Origin of the sequence: Mycoplasmopsis agassizii, from assembly GCF_002276225.1 — a bacterium.
In the GTDB taxonomy this organism is placed as follows: Bacteria; Bacillota_I; Bacilli_A; order Mycoplasmatales; family Metamycoplasmataceae; genus Mycoplasmopsis_B; species Mycoplasmopsis_B agassizii_A.
Window position 1 is genome coordinate 34,790 of record NZ_NQNY01000006.1, and the last position, 16,691, is coordinate 51,480.

Sequence of the window (16,691 nt, forward strand, 5' to 3'; positions counted from 1 at the left end):
ACTAACAATTTTTAAGCACTATATTTTATGCTAGCAATAGCATAAAATAGTTGCTAGAGCATTTATATCAAAAGTGCTAAAAATCAGTCACTTAAACCAAAAACCTAGTTTTTAAAACCCAAACAATATTATTTTATAAGATTTTGGTCTTTTAAAAAACGGCAAAAAATTTTAAAAAATTTTTACAGTTTTTTCTGCAAATAGTGTAGCGATTGTTTTGGTATAATTAAAAAAGTTAAAAAATATAAATATCATTAAGAAGATATTTATAAGTAAGGAATACTTATGAAGAAACTAAGTAAAAATTTTTTAATCCTTTCAGCTTCATCTGCAAGTATTGTTGCTGCTTCAGCAGCATTAATTGCATGTGCACCTGAAACTGATAAACCAAGAGTACCTGAAGAAGGTATTGATAATGCTGTTTTAAATGAAGTTTTTAAAAATCTTTTATCACAATCATCATATGAATCAGCACTTTATGAAAATATTGATCAACTAGAAAAAGGATTAAGTGAAGCAACCACAGTTGCTGATTTTGTTGCCCTATTTAATACTGATAATAAAAAAACAATTGAAAATGCTGTAGGTGCAGCACAACTTGAAAAACAAGCAACTGTTAATAAAAATGCTAGTGAAGTAATTATTGCTTTAACATTAAGTTATGGTAGTGCAAGTAAAACTGAAAATGTAACTATTAAGTTTAAAAAAGCAACTTCATTAGACAGAGACACTGCTAAAAACTTTTTTACTAATTTAGGAACTGAATTTTCACTAGTAAAAAAAGATAAATCATTTGCCATAGTAGCACCTTCAGCAGTTAGTGATCAAAAACTAAATACTTTAATTACAAATGACACATTTGTAATTCCACGATCTTTCAATTTAAAAATTGATAAACTAGCAAGTGGCGCTAATGATGAAAAAGGGACATTAAAAGTTAAATTAACTTTATCTAAATTAGGTGAATTTTATAATGCTAAAGGTGAAAAAGTTGATCAAGCTAATGCAGGAGTAGAAATTACTTTACAAGGATTATTAGAAACTAACTCTGCTGCTACTTTAGTTAAAACTTGATATAGTAATAATTTAAAAAATGATGCTAGTCAAAGCTATATAACTTTAACTAGTGAAGCAGTTAAAGATTTACTAACTTCACAAGTAGAAGGACAAAATTTAAAAAGTTATTTAAATTTAACAATGCCTTCTGATGCATTTGATTATAGTGTAAGGTTTACAACATTAAATCCTTATTCAGAACTAGATGGACTAGTTAATGCAATTGTTACAATTACATCTAAAGATGGAACTACTTATTATGATCAAAATGGACAAACTTTTTTAAGAACTTGAGATTCAGGTAAAGTGGTTACTTTAAGTGGCTTTAAAAAAGGTGTTGATTATGCTAAAGATCAATTTGAAAAACATACATCTAAAACTAATACGATTGATTTAGCAACTTCTAACCTAACAGTTAAACAAGCTTTAAAAGATTTAAATAGTATTAGTTCAGTTAAAACTTATTTAGATGAAGTTAATCAGGGTTTAAAACCAGGATATGCTTTTGAACTTCATGAAGTTCAAAATAATACTAGTTATGATACAGGGGTAGTTAATTTAAAACTAGTTTTAAAATATAAAGATAGTAAAAACGTAGTTAAATATTTAAGTTTTAATCCTACTTCAAAAACTATTAGTGTTGAAGATAATTTAACTAATGCTTTGGGCATTGAAGTTAAATTAACTAACTTAGTAACTGATGCTAAATATTTAGAAAATAAATTCAAAAATTTTGAAGTTAAAGATTTAACTAAAGAAGATTCTACTAACGTTAAAGCGTTAGCTAAATTAGTTGAAGATAAAGCAAACTTTAAGACTTTTGTAGAAGCGTTTAATAAGGTTGCAAAAACTGGTGAAATGAAAATTGATCTAAGTTTAATCAATAATTGAGAATTTGATACAACTAAAGAAAATGATATTAAACTAACTACAGCAACAGCGAATTTAAAAGAAAATAAAACCAGTTTAAATCTAAACTTAAAAAATACTAATAATGTCACTGTAGCAGTTTCTAAAGAATTAGATTTTGATACCTTCTTTGTTTACTTTTTAAGACTTTTAAATAGTGAATCAGTAGAAAAATATAGTGAAACTGCTTTAAATTTAATAATTATTAAATATCAAGGTATTGACACTTATGAAAAAACCAAACTATTTATCGATGCAGTTGTAAATAAATACAAAGAAAATGAAGCCAAATTAATTCAGTTTTCAAATAATTATGCTGATGTAATTAATCAGCAAATGGCTATTAAAGGTAGTGAATTAACAGACACATCAATGGAGCATTATGGTTTTGTTTGAACCTTTGGTAGAGAATCCATGCCACATGAATTAAGAAATAAAATTGCTTGAAATAGTCAAACAACTTTACCTACTCAGTATGCAGGGGCTAATAGTGAAACATATGTAATTGCGGGTTTTCAATCTAAAGAGCAATTATCAAGTGATGCAAATGGAAATGCTTGAGTTACAGGAGAAACTAACACTACAAGTACAACTAGAAATACTTTCTTAAAAATTGGTGAAGCAGAATTTTATATTACTCGTTTAGGTGGTAATTTAACAAGTTCTAATACCCTTAAAAAAGCAGCAGGTGATTACACTACTTCACCATTTAATAATGGTCTAGCAGTGGCAATTATGTTCTTATTAAGAGAAGTTGAAAAAACAGTTTTAACATCAAATTAATCACTAGTTTCTAGTGATTTTTTTATGTCAAAATAATAATTATAAGTTCAAAAATTTACTAAATATTTTTTATAATATTTTTACTATGGCACATAAACAATTATCTGATAATGGAAGGTTTTTAATTGATAAGTTTTTAAAAGAAGGTAAAACAATTACAGAAATTGCAATCTTAACAAATAGAGACAAGTCATCAATTTCTAGAGAAATAAAAACAAATTCAACTGAAGATGGATACGATTATTTAAAAGCCATTGAATTGACTAAAGTCAGAAGGGCTAGTCACAAGTTGAATTATATGAAGAAATATGATGAATTTATAAGACTGTTTCCTAAGAATTATCAAAAGCATTATCATGGTGTAAAACCAACAATAAAATTGATGAAAAGTGAATATCCTAATTTAGTAATACCTCATTGAAGAGTTGTTTATTTACTAATAGATAATGGCACTTGAGTACTTACTCCTGAAGGAAAATTAATAACACCACTTCAAAAAAATGTCTAGGTAAAATAAGAAAACCTTATTTTTAAAACTAGCAATAATCATTAAGAACTTTAACTCTAGATTCTTCAAAATTAATATTTCTAAATTAATTTTAATTTAGAAGCCTTTTGCAATAAAATAAAATAAGTAAGAATTAAAGAGGTATTTATGAAGCAATATTTAGAATTATTAAAACATGTAAAACAGACGGGACAAAAGCGTTCAGATCGCACCAATACAGGTACAATTGGTGTTTTTGCAACGCAAACTCGTTATCCTTTGGATAACGGTTTTCCTTTATTAACAACTAAAAAAATGGCTTGAAAAGCAATTGTTATGGAACTACTTTGATTTATTAATGGTGATACAAATATTAAGTTTTTAGTTGATAATGGAGTCAATATTTGGAACGAATGACCTTATGAAATTTATAAAAAATCAAAAGATTATCAAGGTGAAAACTTAAAAGAATTTGCTCAAAAAATAAAAGATGATGCAGAATTTGCTAAAGTCTATGGTGAACTAGGTCCAGTTTATGGCAAACAATGAAGATCTTTTTTTGGTGTTGATCAGATTCAAAATGCACTGGATGATTTAAAAAATAATCCTTTTTCTAGAAGAATTATAGTTAGTGCTTGAAACCCTGTAGAAGTTAAAGATATGGCATTGCCACCTTGTCATGCATTTTTTCAATTTTATGTTTCAAGTGATAATAAATTATCACTGCAACTTTATCAAAGAAGTGGAGACTTATTTTTAGGTGTACCTTTTAATATTGCTTCTTATTCACTTTTACTAGCAATGGTGGCCCAAGTAAGTAATTTAGAAGTAGGTGAATTCATTCATACAATTGGTGATAGTCATATCTATTTAAATCACCTTGATCAAGTTGATTTACAATTAAGTAGAACACCTTTAAAACTACCTAGATTAGAATTAAATAAAGAAATTAAAAGTTTATTTGATTTTACTTATGAAGATATCAAATTACTTGATTATCAATCACATGAAAAAATTAAAGCAGAGGTTGCAGTTTAATTATGATTAAGTTAATAGTAGCAGTAGGACAAAACAATTTAATAGGTAATAAAGATAAAATGCCTTGACATTATCCCGAAGAATTTAAACATTTTCGCAATACTACTTTAAATCATTATTTACTATTTGGAAGAACTACTTTTTTAGGTTTGCCTGCAGTTTTAAAAAATCGTTTTCATTATGTTTTATCAACTACTGATGAAGGTCTAGATAAAGCTCATAAAGTAATTCATAATGATCAAGAACTAAATTCATTATTTAATGAATTTAGAAATAGTGATAAAATTTTATTTATTTCAGGTGGCAAAAGTATTTATGAACGTTATGTTAATGAAGCAAGTGAATTAATCATTTCACGAATTAAACATAAGCATCAAGGAGATGTTTATTTAAATCTTAATTTAGATAATTTTAAACTTGATCATAAAGATGATTATGCAGATTTTGCTGTGGAATATTGAGTTAAAAAATAAATCAGTTAACTTAGTAATTGTTGCTGATTAATCATAAAATACAAATCTTAGAAATTTAGTTATTAAAAAGATGAAACCTATGCCTTGTTTCATTTTTTTTAATGTAAAAATAAAAATTTTGACAATTTATATATTTTTTATATCGTTTAAAAACGTGAACCTTCAAATTATGTGTAAAAAAAATTAAAAAAAATTGTAAATTTATTTAAATTTTGCTAATATAAAGTTGGCTATAAATTAAAAACAAAAAATTGATTTTATTCAAAACCTTTTACTGTTTTTTATTCATACCTATTTAAAAATTAATTTTTTGTTAAATATAGCCTTAAAATATAATTATTTATTAAAGGAGTATAAAAATGAAAAAATTTTTATTTACATTATTTAACAATGTTAGTGTTGCAGCAGTACCGTTACAAACATTAACACCTGTTACACAACAATTTATTGAAGATTCAACCTTCTTAAATACTATTTTTAAAATAGAACGCATTGGTTATTCTCAAGAAGATTGAGAAAAAAACATTGATCAACCTGTCGAGGTTTTGGTTAGACTAAGTGAAAACAGCAATGATTCACTTTCTTTCGACCAATTAGTTGAATATTATGGAGGCCAAAATTCAAAATTTGTAGATATTATTACAAAAGAACTTGTTGATATTGCAAATATAACAAAAAGTGAAACCTCACCATTTGTTACTTTTACTTTCAAAAATAGAAAAAATTTAGGATTAAATTTAGTAAAACTTGCACTAAATGAAAAAACAATAAAAGTAACTTCATTTGAAACAGAAGCAACATTTGATGTAGAACCTATAAGCAACTCTTCTTATTCAACATCAACAACTATAAATGGTATTGAATATCATGAAATGAACAAAAAAATATTCGAAACAGTCAGTGTGTTCAACCAAATGGTAAAAGATAATAATGCTAATGGTAGAATAATTAACTCACATAAACCAAAAATAAAAGTTGGTGTTTACGAGGCAAATGCAACTGTCTATAGAAATAATCCAAATTTTATTAATTCAAGTGTTAAAAACATACATTATTATGAATTAACTGATAAAGAAACAAATGAAAGGGTCGACTTACTAGGTCGTGGATCTAGTGACCATGCTGACAAGGTTGCATCAGTTATTACTGGTAAAAATGGTATAGATAACTATATTACTGATATTTATTCAACTTATCAAAAAAAACAACCTCATTTTCTTTCTGGAAAAGAAAGAAAAGATTTGTTATCTACATGAATAAGAAAAATTGACTGGATGATCAAAAATGGAGTTTCAGTAATTAATAATAGTTGAAAAGTTAGACTTCCTATGGATACAGTAAGAAGTGATTTAAGTAAATTTGGTTATAACGAACAAGCCTACTATCTAGATTTTATTGCAAGAAAATATGGAATAATAAACGTAATTGCTTCAGGTAATGACGACCAAGACCAAAAGTACAGAAGCATTAATTCTTTTGCTCTTTCACATAATTCGGTTGTAGTTGGATCAACTACTGAAGATGGTAAAAAAAGAAGTTATTTTTCAGAATACGAAACACCTGACCCAAAAATACAAACTAAACCTCTATTAGTAGCTCCAGGAGAAAATTTTGCTTTTTCTTCAACTGAGCACGGCACAAGATTTAATGAGGTAAGATTTACTCATTCTGGAACAAGTTTTGCTGCACCAATTGTTACAGGTTTGATTACAACATTACTAAGGCATAACCCAAAATTATTTAAAAAACCCGCTGCCATGTTAGCTGTTCTTACAGCAGGCTCAAAAGAAATGAAAGGTTATGCAAAAAATAAAACAAACGGCTTGAATAATGAAGTTGGTGCAGGATTAATTAATTATGAAAAAATGCAAAAAGCAGCCGATAACGTAAGTTTTATTGATTCATACAATTTCCAAAATTTTACATCTAAAGAGATATATTTAAATAAAAATGATAATTTAGATATTTCAACCGCCTGACTTTTTAATGCAGGTTATATTGATATTGGAGAAGGAAAACCAGTAGAGCCAGAGGACTTTAATAAAAGACCTGATTGAATAAAAGACTGAAATTGATTAAATTTCGTACCTTTTGGATCTTTTGGTTATTTAGGTAAATATTCACTATTTCAAGAAGATGTAAAAAGATGAGAACAAAAAAGACAAAAACATCTAGATGAACTAAAGGAGTATAATAATTCTTTAAGTGATTTATCATCTAATAAATATGATAAAGCAAATTGAAAATCAATTGAAACAATGAAGAAACAATTTGGAAATAGTTGATATACACCTATTGATATAGACCTTAAATTAGAAAAATATAACTCATCTTCAGGACAGTGAAATACAGTAGTGTCTTCAATCTCATCTTATAGCAATGTAGAATTCATAAGACATAAAGTTACTGAAAGTGGTAGATATAGAATAGTTGTTTACAAACATGGAAAAGTAAGTAGCGAAAGAACTATAGGCGCAGTAACCTATGTGGTTAACTAAAAAAAATTATTAATCACAGGAATTCTATTTATATCATTAGCATCAACTTCATTTGTTTCGTGTCTTAATTATGAAGAGCCTATAAATATAGCTAAAGGTTTAGCAAAATTAGACGATAAAAAAGTAGTTAAATACACAGCTTTAGGAAAATCATATTTTGAATATTTATTTGAAAAATATGACAACCATCAAGGTAATTCTTTTAAAGAACCAATAATTATAAATAATAAGACACTTTTAAAAGAAACCATTATTTCATGAAAAAATGATTTCATAAAATACCAAAAAAAAGAGGAAAATACTTCGAAATCCCTTGCTGATTTTGAACTCATTGTAAATAAAGCAATTGAACAACTTGATGAATTTTATTCTGATTCTTTCTTTAAAGAACACAGTTTAATAATTGACTATGGTGGTTTTATCGGTGCAAAAGTTACAACTAAAAGCATAGATTATTTTCTTGAAAATGCCAATGTAACAAACCTTAAAAATATTTCATTGAAACAATATCCAGATAATGTTGCAAAAAATGAAAAAGAAATTGAGATAACTTACGATAAAGTTGATAGAAGTTTTGATCCACATACTTTTACACCTGTTCTTTATGAATTAAAAAACAGTGATTTTGGTATAAACAATAATGAAAAATATAAGATTTCTAAGTATTGGAATACATCTATTAAAGCATTAAAAAGTGAAAGAATAATTAGTGCAAGTTCATATTTAAACATTGATCTATCTCAATACAGTGAAGGTTGAAATAGAATAAAAATAAAAGATAATACTTTTAGTAATGAAATAGATGAATCATACTCAGAAATATTAATAAAATCAAAAATTGAATTTGACAATCTTATAGATACATCTAGAAAATCATATTTGATTAACATGGAAAATGATAAAAACGCACTAATTGAATTTGGTAGGCTTAAAGGTTATTTTGACGATAATTTTTTTCAAAATAACGTTTTAACAATCGTATCAGTTCTTGATTGGATTCATTATTTCAAGCAAGGTAGTTCGAGGTTCATTGATGATTATTACAGTGAGATTTCTGGTAATAATATTAACATAAAACTTTTGAAAAGAGAATATGTGGCAAATCAAGATCCTGGTTATAACGCAAAAAAAGAAATTAAATTCATTTCAAACAAAAATAAAGAAAAAGGTATTCCAATAGAGATTGAACTTCCGAATATGAGCGCAACACTTTTTATGCCCATTAATAAAAGTAGGTTGTCAAATTTAGAAGAAGTTAAGATAAACTTATCTATTTCAGATTTGGAGTAACTAATTCAACATAAAAAATCAGCAGTTTTTAAAATTGCTGATTTTTAAATCTTTAACTAATATAAAATTAAAATATTTGATATCTATATGTTTTTAGTAATCGCAAAAAGTGAAAAAGTATATATTTTTACTAGGGAAATAGCTAAAGTGCAATTCGAAAGCAATATTCATGAAAGAATATTTATTATTTAGACCAAGATTAACAATTGTCCAAAAATTATTACAAGATAAGAATTTGAAATAATGAAAGTTTATTAAAAGAATGTATTAATGCCTACAGTGAAAATATAAATTATTTTTTTCTAGAATAACAACAACTTGACAGAAATTCTTAAAACAAAGTTTGGTCTATCTGATCGATTTTTACCAAACAAATATCAAAATGTTATAAAATTGTTTTAAAACCTACACAAAAAAAGATAGTAGTCTGAATAAATAACAAGGTTTTACTAATTTTGTTATTTCTTTTAGTTTATATAGTTTTTGTTTTCAAGATTCTTACTAATTCTTCTGCTAATTTTTCAATCACCGGAACTACAACACTATTACCTATTTGTTTGTAAGATTGATATCCTTTTTTTATTTTATAACTTTTTGGATAACCCATTATTTGTAAGCATTCTCCTTCGGTTAATTTTCTATTTTGATTTATCACAACTGGTATATTATTGCCACCTGTACCCATTTTTGCAGTTAAGGTTGGCGCAATACCATCCAGCTTAAATTGGCATCTTGAAGGTCTAATTTCATATGCTAAAGAATTATTTTTAACTTCTACATTTTTTTTGGTAATAAAAAAATCAATATTCTTTTTAGCTGTTTCAGTTATTCGATATTTTGGGTCATTATTAGGTTTTATTATTTGGTTTAAATTGATTTTTCTTTCTGATTTTGTAGGAAAAACAAAATCCTCTGCAGTTACATTTAATCCGTTTTTGATACCAATACAATATCATCTCTCTCTAGATTGGGGAATTCCAAAATCTTTGGAATTTAAAACTTTATATTGATATGAATAACCTAAATCATTAATAATATTTAAAATCGTTTCCAAAGTTTTTCCACCATCATGATTAATAATTCCTTTAACATTTTCTAAAATAAATGCATTAGGTTGTTTATCTTTTAAAATTCTTGCAATTTCAAAAAATAGTGTTCCTCTTGCATCATTAAAACCAAGTCTTTTTCCTGCGACTGAAAAAGATTGACAAGGAAAACCTGCACATAAAATATCGTGATTTGGAATATCATTTGAATCAATTTTTGTTATGTCACCTTTAGGAGTTTCATTAAAATTTTCTTTATATGTTTCAACTGCATACTTATCAATTTCAGAACTAAAAACACATTTACAATTATTTTTTTCAAAGGCTAATCTAAAACCACCTAAACCTGAAAATAGGTCGATAAATTTTAACTGAGTTTCATTTTCAAATGAAATGTTTTTATATATTTGTTCAGCGATTGCTTTACCTAATAATGGCGGAACAGCATTAGCTAGTTGCTGATGCTGATCAGAATTAGAACCTGTAAATTCAAAATTGTCATGAAAGGATTGTAATCTTGCAACTTCTCTAACTGTTAAAATTCTGTCTTTTAAGGGATGAATAATCATTGCTTTTGCTGCGTGTTTAATTGTTATTGATGGTTTGTTTGAATCTAATCTTTTATAAGCATTTGAATGAGTTCCTCCACCTGTGCCTAGTTCAATTGGTATATTTTGTCAATTACCACCTTGTGGTATATATGACATTCTTTTAGTTACTAATTCATTTGAGATTCTTCTGGAGTGGTTAGTTATTTTTGAATTACCTTCCATTAATTTTTGATATTTTGTTGAAGGACAAAAATATATGTCACCATCAGGATCTACATTCCCTAGAGCATCACCTACTGTAACATAATTTTCTTTATCATAAATTGGGTCTGGAAAGTCAAGAGGATAGTTCTTACTAATTAAAAAGATTACTCTTTTTCTAGATTGAGGTACTCCGTAATCTGCAGCATTTAATACTTTATAATTAACTCTATAACCAATATTTTCAAAACTTTTTTGAATCAGTTCTTTAATATCTTCACCTTGATCATTTTTCATTGATAAAAGACCTACAACATTTTCTATAACAATGTATTTAGGCTCAATTATTTCAGCAACATTTACTACTTGTTCGAATAGTGTATTTCTTACATCGTTTATTTCGCGTTTTCCAGACATACTAAAACCTTGACATGGTGGACCTGCAATTATTACATCTATTTTATTTTTATATTTTTCTCAATAACTAAGTTCAACTTTAGTGATATCATTTAATAAAAGATTTGTTGAAGAGTGATTTTTTTTAAATGTGTTTAAGGCAGTTTCTCAAATATCAACACCTAATACAACTTCATATAAATTTGTCATTTCAAAGCCATATGAAAAACCACCAACTCCACAAAATAAATCAATAACTTTTAGTTTATTCATATTACCTCGATAAAGAACTTGCTATTTTAATTATAACATTTTAGCCGCAATAATTTAAGAAAAATGCGGATAATTTAACCGATTGTATTGGTATTAAAACAAAACAATTATTAAGCAATGATTAATAGTATCAATATTATGAAAAATATCAACTGGATTAATTTTAATATTTTTATGACAATACAAAACCGTCAAGAAAACAAACGATTTTTAAATACTTAATTTACATAAAAAATACGCAACATGTATATGTTTTTAGTAATTTTTAAAATTGTTAACCTGTATATAGTCTCAGAATAAAATGTTCCAAAACATAGTACAGGTCACTAGTTTTTAATGAAATTAATATATTTTTCGAGGAAGGCATTTTTTAGTTTGAGTTGATTATAAATATTTGAAAAGTCAATAAAAAAATACGAGTTTTTAATGACTCGTATTTTGATTTTATTCGTAAACTACACCGTAGTGATATAAATCGTAGTTGTAGAATTCATACTGTAAAGTGTAAGCTAAATGGTCGTAATGTAAGTAGTAAATTGTATTTTCAGCTCTTAAATAAGGAACTGCTTTACCATCATTATCAAACATAACAATCTCTGCACCAAATCCTGCTTTACTGAAGAAATCACTTGGTCCATCTGCAGCAAATAGATATAATCTATTATATTCTGGGTGCATTAATAATTTATACACTCCATCTTTACCTATTGATTTTTCTGAAGCAGGTGTTTCTAATAATCATAATGGTGCTCAAATGTCTTGTTTACCTAGATACATTCTTTCATTTTCGTGTTGATTGTATTTTAAAGCAAGCGACATTCATTTTGATTTAATTCAACCATAATTGGTCATTAAATGGAAAAAGAAGTTTGCTTCAACTGCACGTGTAAAGTTTTCAATTGAAACGTTTTTATATTCAAGTGGGTTTGTAAATTTCAAGTTAAAGTAACCTAATTTTCAAACATCTTCTTCAACCCCTTGAGCATTTTTCTCTCTTACTTTAATTTGTAAGACAACTTTTAGTCTGTCGTTGACTGTTTTGTCAGTAGGCGGAGAAATTTTTATACCTGTTCAAGGTAAGTTATATAAATAAGCACCAAGATCAGTTTGTTCCATATTAGCTAACATAGAACGATCATTTTGTAATAGTTGTGGTCCTGCTAAACTAACATTTCTCTCAACCTCAATGAAGTTTTTAAGTTCAATTCCAGGTAGTGCAATATCAATTGGGTTTTCTGGATCGATAAAATCATCAAAACTTTTAACACCTAAAATATTTAAGTTATCAGCAGTTACATTAATTTTTGTATCATCTGAAAAATGAACATCTAAACTAAGACTTAAAATTTTGTTTGCATCTTTAGCATTAATATCAGTTGTGAAGTTTAATTTAGTTGCTTTGGCTTTAGCTAATAAAGCACTTAATTCAGTGTTTCCTGATGATTCTGCTAATAATGTTAAGTATTCAGATTGTTTCTCTGTATCTGATTTACTTGAATTTTTAATTGAGTTTAATTTTTTAATGAAAGCAACAATACCAATATCTGATTTTAATGAAATTGAAGGCATTTTTGTCAAGATATCTTTTAAGGTTGCTTGATCTTCTTTTGCTAGTTCTTCTTCAGTTTTTTCACCCAAATTTGGTAATCCAGGTTCAGCATCTGCTTGCTCATTTGCACTAACAAAACCTTTGATTTCGTTTGTTGCAGTGTAAGTTCTTGAATTAAAAGTAACACTAGTTGTTACTAATAAAGAACCTGCACTTGTAGTAGTTTCTGCATCTACTAAAGTAATTTCGTTTTTAGTAATTGCTGCAAATTTAGAAGGTAGTGGTGTTACTAATTCAGCAAAAGCAGCTAAAGTATTTGTATCATCTGCATTTACAACTTTTGCTAAGGCATAAAGTTGGTTTGCAAATGTCATATCTTTAATTAAGTCATAAAAACCTTTAGCAGTTCTTTTACCTGTAACATTCATAGCATTAGTTTTTAATGTTTCAGTATATGTTTGTCAATAATCAGTAAATTCTTTTTCAGTATTGAAAAAGTCATTAATTGAAAATGCTAAAACACCTAGTTGGGCATTTCTTTTTAGAATAATTTCAACTGTTAAAGTACTGCTATATTGTGCTGGCTGTGCTAAAACCATTGATAAAATTAAATTTGCTGTGAAACTTTTAGGTAAATCAACATATTGTTTTAATAATGCTAATTTTTTATCATTATCATCACCTGCTAATAAGAAGTTAGCAAAAACAACTCCTGTTTTTACAGTTTTATCTTTTGATTCAAAAGTTTTTCCGTTCAATGCATCGGTAATTTCTTTAATTAATGCACGGTCATTAACTGATTCATCTAAACCAGGTGTTTCTGGAGTAGAAGGGTTTGCAGGATTTTCACCACCTGGATTTGGGTTTAAAATTACTGTAGTTTCATCAGTTGTTTTTGTAGATGAAATTCTAATTACAACATCACGTTCTAAATTAGTACCATCAGCTTTTGCAATTGTTAATTTAGCACTAGCTTTAAGTACATCGTCAGTAAAACTAACACTACTAATTGTAATTTCTAGTGAAGGGAAACCATCAATAAAAGTTGTAAAACTACTACTTAAAGCTTTAATAATATTTAACTTAGTAGCAGCTTGAGTAGTTGATTCTAAACTTGTAACAACTTGAGCAAAATCTGTTTCTGTTTGACCTTTAGCAAAAATAGTTGTTGAAATAGTTTTAGCAACTAATTCAAGCGCTTCTTCGCTAGTTAAAACACCTGTTGAAGTTGCTTCGTTTTTGTTAATTACTAATGTTCCACCATTTTCATTAATATTTTTAAATTTCGCTAGCAATAAGTTCTGGATTGGATCAGTGATTAGCGGTCCTTGTTGTTTGCTGATAACTACACCAGCAACAACACCTGCCCCTGCTACTAAAGCGGCAGAGGCAAGCGCTGAACCAATAATTAAAGTTCGTTTTTTCATATATATTTCCTTACAAGAATATGTATTTTTTCTCATGTAAATTTTACCATAATACATGCTTTTTTGCAAAATATAATCTGTTTGCAAATTTTTAAATTTTTTTGAAAATATGCTTATGGAATAATCTTGTAAGACCCAGTTTTATCCAAAAAGTTATTTTTATGGCATATTTAAAAACCAAAAAACTTTTTTTGGAAAAAAGTAATTAAATTTTGAATATCAATAAACTGAGTTGCTTTGGTAAGGAAAATGTGTATAAAACTGATATTGGTAGGTTTAATCTATTTAATCATAGTTTTGGATATAACTCAAAATTTATAGTGAAATAATGAGAAAATCTATTTAATAAAAATAGAATTTTGTTAAAGCATAACAAAATCCCTAAATTGTAATATGTACCACAAAATTTCTTAAGTAGTGGTTTTTACAATTTAAGGAAAGTAATATTATTATTTTAATGAATTGTATATTAATTTTTAATCGTAAACTACACCATAGTGATATAGGTCATGGTTATAGAATTCATATTGTAAGGTATAAGCTAAATGATCGTAATGTAAGTAGTGGATCGTAGTTTCTACTCTTTTATATGGAATTGCATTACCATTATTATCGATCATGACAATTTCTGCACCAAAACCTGCTTTGTTGAAAAAGTCAGTTGGAGCATCTGCAGCAAATAAATACAGTCGGTTATATTCAGGCTGCATTAATAATTTATACACTCCATCTTTACCGATACTTCTTAATGATGCAGGTGTTTCTAATAATCATAATGGTGCTCAAATGTCTTGTTTACCTAAATACATTCTTTCGTTTTCATGTTGATTATATTTTAAAGCAAGTGACATTCATTTTGATTTGATTCAACCATATTTAGTTACTAAATTAAAGAAATATACAGCTTCTTGTGAACGTTTAATATTATCTGGTTTAATATTGTTGTAGCTTCTGCTTTTAGGGGAATATCCCTTATCAAATTTTATGTAAAAGTAAATTGATTTTAGAACATCTTTATCTACACCTTGTGCATTTTTTTCTTTAACTTTAATTTTTATATGAACTTTTAGTATAGGTCTAAGTTCATTAGGGCCTAGAGTTGAAATTTTTACTCCTGTTCAGTTTAAATTAAATAAATAAGCACCTATATCTGTTTTTACTATATTTGCTAAAAGTTTACGATCATTTGCTATTGATGGAGGTTGCCCTAGATCATATTCTACTCAAAGTCCAATAAAGTCGAATATCTCAACTCCGGGTATTGCAATATCAATTGCATTTGTTTGATCAGTAAAGTCTTCATAACGTTTTGTACCTAAAATATTTAAGTTATCCACCTTTACATTAATATTAGAATTTTCTGAAAAATGAACATCTAAATTCAGACCTAAAATCTTATTGGCATTTTTAGCATTAATATCATATGTAAAAACTAATTTATTTGCTTTTGCTTTTGTTAATAAATCACTTAATTCTGCGTTCACTGATGATTCTGCTAATAATTTTAAGTATTCAGTTTGTTTATCAGTTTCTGATTTACTTGAGTTTTTGATAGCATTTATTTTTTTAATGAAAGCAACGATTCCAATATTTGATTTTAGAATAAATGAAGGCATTTTGCTCAAAATATCTTTTAAGGCTGCTTGATCTTCTTTTGCAATTTCTTCTTCAGTTTTTTTAACCCAATTTGGTAATCCAGGTTCAGAATCTGCTTGTTCATTTGCACTAACAAAACCTTTAATTTCATTTGTTGCAGTGTAAGTTTTTGAATTAAAAGTAACACTAGTTGTCACTAATAAAGAACCAGCAGTTTCATTTGTTTTTGCATCTACTAAAGTAATTTCGTTTTTAGAAGTTGCTGCAAATTTAGCAGGTAATGGTTGTGCTAATTCTGCAAAAGCAGCTAAAGAATTAGCATCATCTGCACTAACAACTTTTGCTAATGCATAAAGTTGATTTGCAAAAGACATTTCTTTAATTAGATCATAAAAACCCTTAGCAGTTCTTTTATCTGTAATAGTTAATGGATTGGTTTTTAATGTTTCAGTGTATGCTTTTCAATAATCACTAAATTCCTTTTCTGTATCTAAAAAGTCATCAATTGAAAATACTACAACACCCAGTTGCGAATTTATTTTCAAAATAATTTCAACTGTTAAAGCATTACTATGTTGCTTTGGTTCTGCTAAAACCATTGATAAAACTAAATTTGCTGTTAGTTTTTCAGGTAAATCAACATATTGTTTTAATAATTCTAGTTTTTTATCTTTATCATCACCTGCTAATAAGAAATTAGCAAAAACAATTCCTGTTTTAACAGTTGTATCTTTTGATGAAAATGTTTTTCCGTTTAATTCATTTGTTATTTGCTGAATTAAAGCCTGATCATTAACTGTATCATATAAAATTGGTTTTCCCTTGATAGGATTAGGTGGCTTAACAGGTGTATCAGGCTTAGTTGGTTTATCTTTTTCAGGATTAGGATTTAAAATTGCTGTAATTTCATCAGTTGTTTTTGTAGATGAAATTCTAATTACAACATCACGTTCTAAATTAGTACCATCAGCTTTTGCAATTGTTAATTTAGCACTAGCTTTAAGTACATCGCCAGTAAAACTAACACTACTAATTGCAATTTCTAGTGAAGGGAAACCATCAATAAAAGTTGTAAAACTACTACTTAAAGCTTTAATAATATTTAACTTAGTAGCAGA

The 16,691-nt window shown here is 27.2% G+C and carries 10 protein-coding genes; 6 read left to right on the forward strand and 4 right to left on the reverse strand.

Annotated elements, in window-relative coordinates; all coding sequences use genetic code 4:
• The first annotated feature begins 285 nt into the window (after nucleotides 1-285).
• From CJJ23_RS02365 to CJJ23_RS02385, 5 genes are all read left to right on the forward strand, one after another.
• Complete coding sequence (locus CJJ23_RS02365) at nucleotides 286-2,748, forward strand: lipoprotein 17-related variable surface protein (protein WP_095334776.1); 2,463 nt, start codon at nucleotides 286-288, stop codon at nucleotides 2,746-2,748.
• Nucleotides 2,749-2,833: 85 nt separating this feature from the next.
• Entirely contained in the window at nucleotides 2,834-3,256 is a 423-nt protein-coding gene (locus CJJ23_RS02370; RefSeq protein WP_143823614.1) for a helix-turn-helix domain-containing protein, read from the forward strand.
• 147 nt (nucleotides 3,257-3,403) lie between these two features.
• Nucleotides 3,404-4,273, forward strand: coding sequence for a thymidylate synthase (locus CJJ23_RS02375; RefSeq protein WP_095334778.1), 870 nt, complete (start codon nucleotides 3,404-3,406; stop codon nucleotides 4,271-4,273).
• A gap of 2 nt (nucleotides 4,274-4,275) precedes the next feature.
• On the forward strand, nucleotides 4,276-4,746 hold the full coding sequence (locus CJJ23_RS02380) for a dihydrofolate reductase (RefSeq protein WP_095334779.1): 471 nt from the start codon (nucleotides 4,276-4,278) through the stop codon (nucleotides 4,744-4,746).
• Between the two features lie 359 nt (nucleotides 4,747-5,105).
• The gene (locus tag CJJ23_RS02385; RefSeq protein ID WP_095334780.1) at nucleotides 5,106-7,244 is read left to right on the forward strand and encodes a S8 family serine peptidase; all 2,139 of its coding nucleotides are present in this window, start codon (nucleotides 5,106-5,108) and stop codon (nucleotides 7,242-7,244) included.
• A 68-nt stretch (nucleotides 7,245-7,312) separates the two neighbouring features.
• Here the strand turns inward: CJJ23_RS02385 and CJJ23_RS02390 are convergent, their stop codons facing one another.
• Nucleotides 7,313-7,519 (reverse strand): hypothetical protein, encoded by a 207-nt coding sequence (locus CJJ23_RS02390; protein ID WP_095334781.1) that lies wholly within the window; start codon nucleotides 7,517-7,519, stop codon nucleotides 7,313-7,315.
• Between the two features lie 223 nt (nucleotides 7,520-7,742).
• Between CJJ23_RS02390 and CJJ23_RS02395 the strand changes: the two genes are divergently transcribed.
• The gene (locus tag CJJ23_RS02395) at nucleotides 7,743-8,534 is read left to right on the forward strand and encodes a hypothetical protein (protein WP_095334782.1); all 792 of its coding nucleotides are present in this window, start codon (nucleotides 7,743-7,745) and stop codon (nucleotides 8,532-8,534) included.
• A 472-nt stretch (nucleotides 8,535-9,006) separates the two neighbouring features.
• Here the strand turns inward: CJJ23_RS02395 and dcm are convergent, their stop codons facing one another.
• The 3 genes from dcm to CJJ23_RS02410 form a co-directional block, all read right to left on the reverse strand.
• Nucleotides 9,007-11,001, reverse strand: coding sequence for a DNA (cytosine-5-)-methyltransferase (gene dcm, locus CJJ23_RS02400; RefSeq protein ID WP_095334783.1), 1,995 nt, complete (start codon nucleotides 10,999-11,001; stop codon nucleotides 9,007-9,009).
• 444 nt (nucleotides 11,002-11,445) lie between these two features.
• Nucleotides 11,446-13,977 carry a hypothetical protein gene (locus tag CJJ23_RS02405; protein ID WP_095334784.1) on the reverse strand — a complete coding sequence of 844 codons (2,532 nt, stop codon included), beginning with the start codon at nucleotides 13,975-13,977 and terminating at the stop codon, nucleotides 11,446-11,448.
• A 476-nt stretch (nucleotides 13,978-14,453) separates the two neighbouring features.
• Nucleotides 14,454-16,691 (reverse strand): hypothetical protein (locus CJJ23_RS02410; RefSeq protein ID WP_180738009.1); only part of this gene is annotated, 2,238 nt, incomplete at its 5' end.